Origin of the sequence: Marinobacter salarius (genome assembly GCF_032922745.1) — a bacterium.
Lineage (GTDB): Bacteria > Pseudomonadota > Gammaproteobacteria > Pseudomonadales > Oleiphilaceae > Marinobacter.
Genome location: NZ_CP136693.1, coordinates 873,432 through 885,350, shown reverse-complemented (window position 1 = coordinate 885,350; position 11,919 = coordinate 873,432). Strand labels below are relative to the sequence as shown.

General features: G+C 56.8%; 10 protein-coding genes. 1 reads left to right on the top strand and 9 read right to left on the bottom strand.

What is annotated here, in order from left to right; translation table 11 throughout:
* Positions 1-3: 3 nt before the first annotated feature.
* Together R1T46_RS04060 and R1T46_RS04055 are read right to left on the bottom strand one after the other, a co-directional pair.
* A complete protein-coding gene (locus R1T46_RS04060) occupies positions 4-1,098 on the bottom strand; it encodes an efflux RND transporter periplasmic adaptor subunit (protein ID WP_317307417.1) in 1,095 nt (364 codons plus the stop codon).
* A 59-nt stretch (positions 1,099-1,157) separates the two neighbouring features.
* A complete protein-coding gene (locus R1T46_RS04055; RefSeq protein WP_317307416.1) occupies positions 1,158-1,718 on the bottom strand; it encodes a DUF3833 domain-containing protein in 561 nt (186 codons plus the stop codon).
* Between the two features lie 219 nt (positions 1,719-1,937).
* Between R1T46_RS04055 and R1T46_RS04050 the strand changes: the two genes are divergently transcribed.
* On the top strand, positions 1,938-3,758 hold the full coding sequence (locus R1T46_RS04050; protein WP_317307415.1) for an acyl-CoA dehydrogenase C-terminal domain-containing protein: 1,821 nt from the start codon (positions 1,938-1,940) through the stop codon (positions 3,756-3,758).
* A gap of 63 nt (positions 3,759-3,821) precedes the next feature.
* On the opposite strand, the gene R1T46_RS04045 is transcribed toward R1T46_RS04050, so the two are convergent.
* The 7 genes from R1T46_RS04045 to rnpA form a co-directional block, all read right to left on the bottom strand.
* Entirely contained in the window at positions 3,822-4,571 is a 750-nt protein-coding gene (locus tag R1T46_RS04045) for a substrate-binding periplasmic protein (RefSeq protein WP_286810731.1), read from the bottom strand.
* Positions 4,572-4,702: 131 nt separating this feature from the next.
* Entirely contained in the window at positions 4,703-7,069 is a 2,367-nt protein-coding gene (locus tag R1T46_RS04040) for an EAL domain-containing protein (RefSeq protein ID WP_317307414.1), read from the bottom strand.
* Positions 7,070-7,092: 23 nt separating this feature from the next.
* Positions 7,093-7,866: a tetratricopeptide repeat protein gene (locus tag R1T46_RS04035; RefSeq protein WP_317307413.1), complete on the bottom strand. Its 774-nt coding sequence runs from the start codon at positions 7,864-7,866 to the stop codon at positions 7,093-7,095.
* A 157-nt stretch (positions 7,867-8,023) separates the two neighbouring features.
* Positions 8,024-9,394: a tRNA uridine-5-carboxymethylaminomethyl(34) synthesis GTPase MnmE gene (gene mnmE / locus R1T46_RS04030; protein WP_317307412.1), complete on the bottom strand. Its 1,371-nt coding sequence runs from the start codon at positions 9,392-9,394 to the stop codon at positions 8,024-8,026.
* 92 nt (positions 9,395-9,486) lie between these two features.
* Positions 9,487-11,199 (bottom strand): membrane protein insertase YidC, encoded by a 1,713-nt coding sequence (gene yidC / locus R1T46_RS04025; RefSeq protein ID WP_317307411.1) that lies wholly within the window; start codon positions 11,197-11,199, stop codon positions 9,487-9,489.
* 4 nt (positions 11,200-11,203) lie between these two features.
* Positions 11,204-11,497: a membrane protein insertion efficiency factor YidD gene (gene yidD, locus R1T46_RS04020; protein ID WP_317307410.1), complete on the bottom strand. Its 294-nt coding sequence runs from the start codon at positions 11,495-11,497 to the stop codon at positions 11,204-11,206.
* The gene (gene rnpA / locus R1T46_RS04015) at positions 11,497-11,904 is read right to left on the bottom strand and encodes a ribonuclease P protein component (RefSeq protein WP_317307409.1); all 408 of its coding nucleotides are present in this window, start codon (positions 11,902-11,904) and stop codon (positions 11,497-11,499) included. The genes yidD and rnpA overlap by 1 nt, the downstream gene beginning before the upstream one ends.
* Positions 11,905-11,919: the final 15 nt, after the last annotated feature.

The window sequence follows — 11,919 nt, the reverse complement described above, 5'->3', positions numbered from 1 at the left end:
GGTTCAGGACTCCAGGGAGTTGGCAAAGCGGTTGTCGGGAATCACGTTTTCCCCTTCCACCACACTGATCCTGTCGCCACTGCTCAATCTGTCCTGGCCCGTTACAATCACCTGCTCATCCAGCGACAGTCCGTCAACGATTTCCACCAGGCCAGGCATCCGGGACCCCAGGGTCACCGAAACCCGTCGGGCGATACCGTCTTCGGCCACGAACACATACTTCTCGTCACCGCGAATCATTACTGCCTGCTCGGGAATGACCAGGGATTCTCGTTCGCGGAGTGTCAGCGTGGCCGACATGAACTGGCCAGGCCGGAGTTTGCCATCGGGATTGTCGATCAGCGCCCGGACCGGCAGTGTTCGGCTCAGCTCATCAATTCGCGTGCCCAGCTCCACCAGTTCACCGCCAAAGGTTTCCCCGGAATAGGCCGGAGACGTACCCCGCACGGTCTGGCCAATGTTAATCTGACCCAGGAAACGCTCGGGGATGGCGAACCCCAGTTCCATCTTGGTGGTGGAATCCAGGGTGGCCACCGACGTGCCTGCACCGAGATAGGTTCCCAGGCTGATATCGGAAAGGCCAATAACCCCGGCAAACGGCGCTTCAATACGGTGGTTGTCGAGGCGGGTACGTGCCGCCTCGCGCTGGGCTTCCGCCACATCAACAGCGGTGCGCAGTTCATCCACCTGGGACTGGGATATGCTGTTGTTGGCCTGGAGTTTCCGGGCGCGATCAAACTGGCGACGGGCGTCGGAGAGGGTGGCTTCCGCCACCTGCAGATCGGCGCTGGCCTGACGATCATCCAGCCGCAGCAACAGGTCACCGGACTGGACCCGTTTTCCAGCATCAAGGTTCATTTCAACGACACGACCGCTAACTTCGGTGGTCAGTTCCACCTGATCCCGGGCCTTAAGGCTACCCACCGCCCTGACGGTGTCACTGACCAGCTCCATTTCGGGGGTGACCGTATTTACCTTGCTTGCAGGGCGTTCCCGCTGGGCGTCCGCCGCCTGCTCGCCGGTCAGATGCTGCCAGGAGAATGCCCCCCCGGCGGCCAAAACCACGAGCACCAGAGCGATCAACCATTGCTTAACCATAATTGCATTATCCGTCTGCTTGATTGTGCCCCTACAACCGGCTGAAGGTTCGACATGGGCTATCGTTTGCTGATCACCAGCACGATCTCCCCGACTTCAATCCCCCATTTCGTCATGGTGGTCTGGTTAATCAGGGTGTCCGGTGTAATCAGGTACATCCAGTCATCCATGCGGACGTCAATGGTGCCGTCGCCATAGGACACCCGCAGGACATAATTCATATTAATGGCATTGCCTTGCCAACGCATGGTGCCGGGCTCCACCACATCACCGGCATCGGCGTGCAATTCGCCGTTGTCGGGTGTCAGCGTCCATACCCGGGTCTGGACTTCGCCATCGTCGAAGCGGAACTCCTCATCCAGGGTGCCGACGCCGTTGCTGTCCCAACTGGCGGAGATATCCGCATCGAAGGTGCGAATCACTTCGCCCGAGAAATCCTTGACCACACCCCGGGCGGAAAGTTCGCCGGTAAAGAATTCCTGGGGCGTCAACACCGGCCCGCGATCACTGTAGTCCTCAAGCGCCGGCCCCGCACAGCCGGCAAGCAACACTGTCGCCAACAATAACCAGAGACAGCGGGGCAAACCAGTGATCCTGTTGGTCCCAATCGATATTTGCATGATATTTACACTCCCCTGGCTATTCAGAATGGATGATCGGCCCTTCAAATACGCCCATCACGTTGTTATCGATCATTAGAGGACGTCGGCGTGCATGCTCGCGTCATTTCAGCCAATTGTCCTTTTTGACAGGGGGCATGGCGGTTTCCGTCAATGGCAGGTCGCCGGCAATGCCGTAAAACATCGGGCAATGGAAACAGAACCACAGAGGTATTTGCTATGCCGGTGTACAAGGCACCCTTACGCGACATGAAGTTCCTGCTCAACGAGGTTTTCGACTACCCAGGGCACTACACTCGCTTGAAGACCGGGGAGAATGCCACTCCTGATATCGTCGATGCGATACTCAACGAATGCGGCAAATTCTGCGAAGAAGTATTGAGCCCGCTCTACCAGAGCGGCGACGAGGAAGGCTGCAAACTGGATAACGGCGAAGTCATCACCCCCGCGGGCTACCGTGAAGCCTATCAACAGTACGCGCAGGGCGGCTGGCAGGGTCTGTCGGCACCGGAGGAGTATGGCGGGCAGGGGCTTCCGGCCTCCATGGGCCTGTTCAAACAGGAGATGATGGGTACCGCCAACTGGTCTTTCTCCATGTACCCGGGCCTGTCGATGGGCGCCATGAACACCATCTTTCTGCACGGTAGCGAAGACCAGAAACAAACCTATCTGGTACCGCTGACCGAAGGCCGCTGGGGCGGCACCATGTGCCTGACCGAACCCCAGTGCGGGACCGATCTGGGACAGGTGAAAACCAAGGCGGCCCCTCAGGAAAACGGCAGCTTCAAGCTCTCCGGTACCAAGATCTTCATTTCCTCAGGTGACCACGACCTGACCGAGAACATCGTCCACATCGTGCTGGCCCGTTTGCCGGGTGCGCCTAAAGGCACTCGGGGCATCAGCCTGTTCATCGTGCCCAAGTTCCTGCCCGACGGGAATGGTGGTGTCGGCGAAGCCAATGGTGTGACCTGTGGCAGCCTGGAAAAGAAAATGGGGATCAAGGCCTCAGCCACCTGCGTGATGAACTTCGATGATGCCATCGGTTTCCTGATCGGCCCGGAGAACGAGGGATTGAACTGTATGTTCACCTTCATGAACACCGCGCGGATCGGCACCGCCATCCAGGGTGTCGGCCCGGCGGAACTGTCCTATCAGTGGGCGCTGGAGTACGCCAAAGAACGCCGCTCCATGCGCGCCCTGTCAGGAAAGAAGGAACCGGAACAGGAGGCCGACAGCCTGATTCACCATGCCGATGTCCGCCGCATGCTGCTGACCCAGAAAGCCATCGCCGAAGGCGGGCGGGCGATGCTGTATTACGCCGCGCGGCTCGCTGACCATATGGTGGAAGGCCACACCACCGGCGATCAGAAAAAAGCCGATGCCTACGACGACAAGCTGGGGTTCCTGACGCCCATCCTCAAAGGTTTCCTGACGGAACTGGGTAACGAAGCCGCGAACCATGGAGTTCAGGTATTCGGGGGGCATGGGTACATCCGCGAGCACGGTATGGAACAGATCGTGCGCGATACCCGGATTGCCACGCTCTATGAAGGCACCACGGGTATCCAGGCGCTGGATCTGCTGGGCCGCAAGGTGTTGCTGATGACCCGGGGTGGCGCGGTCAGGGAATTCACTCTGAAAGTGGCGAACTTTGCCCGCAAGAGCCTGGCCGATAAGCGGGTTCGACCTTTCTCGGTGGAGCTGCTCAAACTGACCGCGCAATGGAATGTGCTGACGGTTCGCCTGATGCTGGCCGCCCGCAAGGACCGTGACGTCGTGAGTTCAGCAGCCCATGATTTCCTGATGTACAGCGGTTACGTCACCATGGCCTATATGTGGGCACGAATGGCTACTGTTGCCTCTGATAAACTGGACAAGGGAGGCGCCGACTCCGAGGACTTCTATCGCGCCAAACTGGCGACGGCGGAATTCTACTACGAACGCCTGTTGCCACGGGCACAGGCTCACGCCACCGGAATGCTGAGCCCGAGCCGGAATCTGATGCAACTGGCCCCTGAGCACATGGCCTTCACTGACTGATTGCGGCTGATGGTATGGCGAGGTTGGAAACACAGACCTCGCTCATACACCACCAACGCTGGCTTACAGCCCGTATTTGGTTTCAATGGCCTCAAACATGCCGGATTCGTGCACCTTTTTGAGCCCGGCGTTAAGTGCTTCAATGGTGGCTTCGGGGGTTTCGGGGTTGATGGCGAGAAACAGCTCGGTGTCATTGAAAGAGAAAACGGGCTCGATTCCATCCACATTCTGCTGCGACGCCACATAAGGCCCGCCCAGGCGGTCGGCGAGCCAGAGGTCAATCTGGCCGAGTTCCAGGCGCTTGGGATTGAGGTCATCACTGTCCAGTGCTGACACCTCATATCCATGCTCAATCAGATACTCGGTCTTTACGTCGTTGCGGTAGCCGCCGAAAAGCATGCCTTTGGTGTCTTCCAGCCGGTCAATCTGCAGATCGGTGCCCGGGGGCGCGAAAACGGTCCACAGATTACGGGACAACGGGCCAATCCACTTGAATCGGGGTGCACGCTCTTCGGTATAGGTTGTACAGAAGATGCCGTGGTTGCTCTTGTTCAGCGCCCGATTGTAACCATAGTCCCAGTTTCTAAGCTTGATCACATATTCAAGATCGGTGTTGTTCAGAATGGCCTTGACCATTTCCGTGCAGATACCGTCAATGGCGTTGCCTTTGTGTTCAAAAGCGCGGCCAGTGGCACTCATGTTGTAAGGGGGAAAATTCTCCGTATACAGGTAGAGCTTGTCATAAGCCTGAGCTGTAGAAACACTCACCATTGCGACCAGAGCAGCCAGCAGCAGGGATAGCAGATTCCGCACGGTTTACCTCCTTAACATTCATGATCGCCACAACGTGGCGTTATTACTTGCCCATTAGAGCCTAACCCAGGCTTTAGCGGTGTTTGACAATAAAAGTGTGTGTTTTCGTAAGGAAATGAACGCGTGTCTGCCTAGTCTGCAGACCCGGGAGCCGGAATCGGCATGCTGAAGTGTTCGCCCTGGGAAAAGTTTATCCCTAATTCCCGTACCCTTTCCTGAACCGGCTCATTGTGGACAAACTCCGCCACCGTTTGAATGTTCAGACTGCGGGCGAACTGGACAATGCCACTGGTCACCAGAAACGCGGTGTGATCCTGATGGAGATTACGGATCAGGCTGCCATCAATCTTGATGAAGTCCACGTTCAGGCTCAGCAGGTGGGAAAAATTGGAGTAGCCGGTACCGAAATCGTCGATGGCAATACGGCATCCATAGGGTTTGACCTGTTCAATGAACACACGGATATCGTCGTAATTGGTAATACCATCGGATTCCAGGATCTCGAAGATAACGCGATCACCAATGCCTGAAGTTTCGATGGCGGAGAGAATTCGAGCGACGGTCTCCGGCTCGGTGATGTCGCCGTAGGAGAGGTTGATCGAAAATTCCTCGTCGCGCCCGGTAAAACAGGCGAAACACTTCTCGATCATCAGTTCGGTAATACGCCGGTTCAGCCGCAGTTTATTGGCGATGTCCATAAAACGGCCAGCACTGATCACGCTACCATCCGGTTCTACCATTCTCACCAGGCACTCGTACTTGGAGATACGGCCACTCTGGTTATCGTGGATCGGCTGAAACCACGGCACCAGGCGATCATGGTCAATGGCTTCTTTCAGGCGATTGGCCCAGTACAGATTGTTTTCGTAGTTTTCCTCAACCCCCACGGCCGGGTCATACAACAGGTGGTGGCGGCCCTGTTCACGTGCCTGAAGCACCGCCACTTTTGCCTGGCTGACCAACTGATCGGCGGCATCTTCCGGCTCCCGTTTCTTGCAAAGCGCGATGCCAATACTGACATCCACCGTCAGGCGCTGTTCCTGCCAATACACTCGGTCGCCCGTAACCAGATGCCGGACCTGAACAGCAAGTTGGTGAGCCACTTCCGGCTCCATTGCTGGTGCCATGATAGCGAACTCATCGCCGGGAAGACGGTACACCCGAAAAATCTCTCCGTTGTGATCGCGGCTGAACGCGGTCAATCGTGTGGCAACCGCCAAGAGCACATGGTCGCCACAGACAGTGCCGAACAAGCTGTTGATCTGGTTGAAACGGTCCAGATTGATAATCAGCAAGGCGGCGGCTTGACGGTTCTGGAGATCCCGCAACAGACGAACACGGTTGGGGAGACCGGTGAGCTCGTCAGTATAGGACGCCTGCAATTCGCGAATCAGCTGGATAATTCGGTACAACAGGTACAGGCTGAGGATCAGCATCGCCGACACGGTACCGACGAGAATCCGGTAGTTGGTGCGCTCCATCGGCAGCAGTACTGCATTGATCTCATTTCGCGGCACACCCGCGCCGTAGACCATGCCACCAGCGGTGGCCGCAAAGTAGAGTTCGTAGTCTTCGTTGCCCACTGAGAGGCCTCGGGTGGTCAATTTCCCGACCTCGCCCGGTAGACGGGCTGCGTCAACATCGGCACCAAGGTCAAGCGCCAGGATGGCATCAATCAGGGCCTGATCCTCACGAGTGTCTTCCCCCTGACTGAGGCTCGAGAGGTTGCGATTGTTGCGGTCATTCAGGAAGGCGAAACTGTGTTGGGTGACAGTGATGCGACTGACGACATCAATGATCTGGTCCGCACCCCAGGCTGTTGTGGCCAAGCCCAGCAGGTTGCCTTCGCGATCGTACATAGGAGTAGCGAGCGTCAGCACCGCTCTTTCGGTATTGAGGTCGAAATACACCGGCGACCAGTACACGTGTCCGGAATTGTCGGGGTCGGCCGTCCACTCCTGCTCCAGTGTGCGATTGAACCAGGGGGCGTTGCGATAGTGGTCAAAGCGGGATTCGGTATCCAGCCTCGTCAGGGTGTTGTCGTTACCCTGTAGAAAGTAGGGCATATAGCTGGAGCCTGTTTCTGAAAAAACGCCCGGTTCAAACCAGAGACCGGCGCCCGCCGCTCCGTCAAAATCCTGTAAGTGCGCCCTCAAGGCGTGTTCCAGGCTCTCCCGAAGCACTTGGGAAGCGCTATCGGACATCCCGCTCGCAACCATTTCATGAAAACTCTCGCCGATGTTAGCCAGGGTCATGGTGTAGCTCGCCAATGCAGATTGGCGGGCGTTGATGCGCGACAGTCCCGCACCTACCACCTCATTGATCTGCTGCCGGCGAAGCTCGGAGAGGGCATCCCGTGAGTAGCTGAGATTCAGGCTGGACAACAGAAACATTCCAGCAACAAACACCAGCAACAACAAACCCAACATCCACATGATGGATTGGCGTGAAGACGGATTTTTCCGGTTATTCAGGCGGCTGGGAAGAGTCCCTGGCATTAAGGCTATCCTCGGACAATGGGTCAGGTGTCGCCGGCAGGGAGGTCCTCAAGGTGCCGGTCCAGCGCTGCCTGGGCTTGCTTGTGGCCCCGCTTTGCGGCCTCAGTGTACCAATAAACGGCTTGATCCATATCCTGCCCGATACCATGGCCGGTGGCGTACATCTGGCCCAGCAGGAATGCGGCCTCACCAGAGGCCGGCGCGGCCTTTTCTGCCCACACCAGTGCACTGGCGTAATCCTCGAAGGCATAGAAAATCGTGGCCATATTCGCCTGCGAGCGCACGTCGCCGTTGTCTGCCGGGCCTTGGCAGGCTTTTCTGGCCTCGCTGTAATTACGAATGGCCGTCAATAGGTAGCAGTCACTCAGGGCCCGGTCTGAAACTCCGTTGTCATCGGCAACCACCACCGTGGCTGGCTCCGGCTCAGCAGGAGGCTTGGGTTCCGGTATCGGCGGTTGCCGCTCAACCCGTTCCGAAAAGGCAGCAACATGGTCCGGGCATGAGTAGTTGTAGCCGGCTTGATAGCGCTGAAGCATTGCGTTGGTCGCAGGCTCATTGGCGTATTTTTCAGCCACGGCCTCACAACGCGCATCCCTTTCGCGCTCTACCTGTTGCAGCATGGAAGCCCGGGACGGATCGTCGCGGTGCTCAGCAAGGTATTCCGTCAGTGGGTCGATGTACGGCTGGTCAAACAGCGCCTGCTGCTCCCTTTGGTACGGATTCGACGATCCCGGGTTAACAATTTTCTTCATCACCTGCCCGGTTCGTTCCAGCAAATCCGACGACGCCTTGGACAAACGATCACCGTCAACGCTTGCGCACCCGCTGAGAAGGACGAAAATCAGAAGACAGGAATACGGACGATACATCTACACTCACCAGCCGTTTTCAACAGTCGATTGAGCGCCTAGTTTTACATGGAAGAAGGCCCGTTCAAACCGTTTCTTTCGAGGCTTATTTGCCGATGCAGAAACTGCTGAAGATTTTTCCCAGCAAGTCATCGGGCGTCATTGCGCCAGTGATCTCTCCAAGCGAATCCTGGGCGGCACGAAGGTCCTCTGCTAACAGCTCACCAGCTCCGTAGCCCTGTAACTGGTCCTCACCTTGCAGCAGGGAAACCCGGGACCGTTCAAGGGCATCCAGATGGCGACGCCGGGCGATAAAGCCGCCCTCGGTGGTACTGGCAAATCCCATGCACTGTTTCAGGTGATCGCGCAGCTCTTCCAGACCGTCTGCTGATTTGGCCGCAATACGCACTACCGGCGCGGCATTGGCGTCCAGTTGCTCGATGCCCGCGGGTTCGCCAGTCAGGTCCACCTTGTTACGGATGACAGTCAGAGGGGCGCCGGGCGGTAACTGGTCGATGAAGTCCGGCCACAGTTGATGAGGTTCGGTTTCCGGTGTGGTCGTCGCATCCACCATCAACAGTATACGGTCGGCCTGACGAATCTCGTCCCAGGCCCTGGCAATCCCGATCTGTTCCACTTCGTCAGGGCTGTCCCGCAGGCCGGCGGTATCGATGATGTGCAGGGGCATGCCATCAATATGGATGTGTTCACGCAATACATCCCGGGTGGTGCCTTCAACCGCGGTCACGATGGCAGCCTCCCGTCCCGCCAGGGCATTGAGCAGGCTGGACTTGCCAGCGTTCGGACGCCCGGCAATCACCACCTTCATACCATCTCTTAGAATGGTGCCCTGCTGGGCTTCCGCAAGGATAATATCCAGGTCCTCAATAATGGCCTGCAGGTCATTCGCCACTTTGCCGTCTGCCAGGAAATCGATTTCCTCTTCCGGGAAATCGATCGCAGCCTCGACATAAATCCGTAGGTGGGTAACAGCTTCAACCAGGGCGTCGATTCTGCGGGAAAATACACCCTGCAGGGAACGCACCGCGCAGCGCGCTGCCTGCTCCGAACTGCTTTCAATCAGGTCAGCAATGGCTTCGGCCTGGGTCAGGTCCAGTTTGTCGTTCAGGAAAGCCCGTTCTGAAAATTCACCGGGCCGGGCCAGGCGAGCGCCAAGTTCGCACACCGTTCTCAACAGCAGGTCCAGAATAACGGTGCCGCCGTGGCCCTGGAGCTCAAACACATCTTCGCCGGTAAACGAATGGGGATTGGGAAAATACAGCCCGATACCTTCATCGATCAGTTCCCCCCGAGTGTCGAGGAACGACCCATAATGGGCGTAACGCGGCCTGGGCTCGAACCCCAGCATCTGTCGTGCAATGGCCGTCGCCTGCGGGCCAGATACCCGAACAATACCCACCCCGGACTGGCCCGGCGCCGTGGCAATCGCTGCAATGGTATCGGTGGCATAAAACATCGTTACTATCTCCCTGAGCCCCCTAAACCCCCTGAAACAACAGAGGCTCCCAAAAGGAGCCTCCGCAATCACTGGAACCGTTGGATGACCGGTCAGCTCTTCTTGGCCGCAACTTCTGCTTCAATCTTGCGGGTAATGTACCACTGCTGGCTGATGGACAGGATGTTGTTGACCAACCAGTACAGAACCAGACCTGCCGGGAACCAGAGGAAGAACACGGTAAAGATCAGCGGCATCAACTTCATGATCTTCGCCTGCATCGGGTCCGGTGGTGTCGGGTTCAGACTCATCTGCAACATCATGCTGGCACCCATCAGGATCGGCAGAATGAAGTAGGGGTCCATGACTGACAGATCCTGGATCCACAGCATGAAGGGGGCATGTCTCAACTGCACACTTTCAAACAGCACCCAGTACAGGGATATAAAGACCGGCATCTGTACCAGTATCGGCAGACAGCCACCCAACGGGTTTATCTTCTCCCGTTTGTACAACGCCATCATTTCCTGGGACATGCGCTGGCGATCATCGCCATACAGTTCTTTCAACCGTGTCAGTTGGGGAGCCACCGCTCGCATTCTTGCCATCGACCGGTAACTGGTCGCCGACAGTTTGAAGAACACCGCCTTGACCAGGACTGTCAGCAGGATGATAGCCACACCCCAGTTGCCAACCAGCCCGTGGAACCAATCGAGAATAATGAACAACGGCAGGGCAATGAAGAACAGGAAGCCGAAATCAACCGTCCGGTCGAGGTTCGGGGCAACGTTTTCAAGGCGCTCGATGATCTTGGGACCCACATAGGCCTTGGCGGTTACTTCACTGGTTTGACCTGGCTCCACGACGGTCGCGGGATACACAAATCCCATAACATAGAGCGGACCACGACGAGTGGACTGGAACTGGGCCGGTTGATCACGTTCGGGCACCCAGGCGGCCAGGAAGTAATGCTGAAGGAAGGCCAGCCAGCCATTGGTCACCGACTGATTGATCGGGTTCTCGGAGAGGTCGTCAAAATCGAATTTCTCGTAAGGATCTTCTGGCGAACTGACCACCATGCCCAGGAAGGCACGTATGCCCAGGCTATTCTGGGCGGTTGGGTCTGGCGCCTGATCACGGACAATCTTGCCGGTCATGTTTGCCTGCCAGACGCTATCGGACTGGTTGTTGATCTGATAACGAACATCGATCTCATAGCTGTTTCGGCTAAAGAGATACTGTTTGGTGACTTCGACATTGTTGTCGGTGGTGAAGGTGAGATCGACTGTCAGTGTATTCTCGCCTTCCTGCAGTTCGTATTCTGACGCCGACGCGTTGTAAACCGGAGCACTGCCATTGCGTTTGCTGTCGATGCCATCGCGGCCAATCAGCCCGCTTTCCATGATGTAGGTGCGCTTGCTGGTATTGGTCAACACCCTCAGTGATTCTTCGCTGTCCAGGGACCGGTCGTGCTGTAACAGAGAACTCTCAATCATGTTACCGCCTACGCGGTCGATCTTGAGCTCGTAGACATCGGTGCGCACGGTGATGAGTTGATCACTGGCAGAAACCGAGGATGTTTCCGAGGCGGACATTGTCTGGCCATCGCCTTCCGGAGTGGTGAATTCTTCGCTTGAGGTATCCGGGCCACTGGTGCTCTCGCTAGGGAGAGTCATGTCATCTGTCGATGCAGGCTGGGTACCGGTACTGGCCTGTTCCGTAGCGGGTTGGGTCTGCGGCTGGTTATAGTCTTCGTTCCAGGCGAGCACCATCATGTAACTGACAATGGCAAGGCCGGCAAATAATACAATGCGTTGAATATCCATAAACTTACTGTTTGGTCTGGTTAGTGTTATGGGTTTGGCTGGCCGGCCCGCAGCAGATGGAAGGTACTATCTCAGTGCGAACGTCAGTGCCCGGAACGGGATCATACCCGCCTTTTGCCCATGGATGACACCTCATTAGACGTTTGACCGAAAGAAAAAGGCCTCTAATGGCGCCGTGGGCGGTGATGGCTTCGACAGCGTATTGGGAACAAGTGGGGTAGTGACGGCAATGACTGGCCATCATCGGGCTGATCGCGTACTGGTAGACTCGGATGGGCAGGAGCAGCAGTTTGCGCATTAACCCGTTCCTTTGCCGGTACCGGAAAGTTCCGATGTGGTTGGTTTCTGGAGCTGGCGGTTTTTCTTCCTGAGGCGTGCCCAAAGCTCTGTCAGGGTAGCATTGAGCGCGGCATTATCAAGCTCCGTCAATCCTCGCCGTCCAAGAACCACGATGTCCAGGGCAGGGTAACCCTCTTCGTGCCTGAAGGTTTCCCGAACCCGGCGTTTAACGCGGTTGCGCTGTACCGCCAGTTTGAGATTCTTCTTTGAAAACACCAAACCGATCCTGGCGTGCCCCAGTGAATTGGGTGTGGCCAGGATCAGGAAATTTCGGTGCGGAACCCTGAGCTGTACATCGTCGAAGACTTTGCCGTAATCGGAGGGCTTGAGCAGCCGGGACGATTTTGGAAAGGTCAAAGCCTTCATCAGGCGATCAATGTC

Bases quoted from the DNA above. Each gene is read 5' to 3' on its own strand.
- R1T46_RS04060 (WP_317307417.1), bottom strand. From the start codon at position 1,098: ATGGTTAAGCAATGGTTGATCGCTCTGGTGCTCGTGGTTTTGGCCGCC.
- R1T46_RS04055 (WP_317307416.1), bottom strand. From the start codon at position 1,718: ATGCAAATATCGATTGGGACCAACAGGATCACTGGTTTGCCCCGCTGT.
- R1T46_RS04050 (WP_317307415.1), top strand. From the start codon at position 1,938: ATGCCGGTGTACAAGGCACCCTTACGCGACATGAAGTTCCTGCTCAAC.
- R1T46_RS04040 (WP_317307414.1), bottom strand. From the start codon at position 7,069: ATGCCAGGGACTCTTCCCAGCCGCCTGAATAACCGGAAAAATCCGTCT.
- mnmE (WP_317307412.1), bottom strand. From the start codon at position 9,394: ATGTTTTATGCCACCGATACCATTGCAGCGATTGCCACGGCGCCGGGC.
- yidC (WP_317307411.1), bottom strand. From the start codon at position 11,199: ATGGATATTCAACGCATTGTATTATTTGCCGGCCTTGCCATTGTCAGT.
- yidD (WP_317307410.1), bottom strand. From the start codon at position 11,497: ATGCGCAAACTGCTGCTCCTGCCCATCCGAGTCTACCAGTACGCGATC.
- rnpA (WP_317307409.1), bottom strand. From the start codon at position 11,904: ATGAAGGCTTTGACCTTTCCAAAATCGTCCCGGCTGCTCAAGCCCTCC.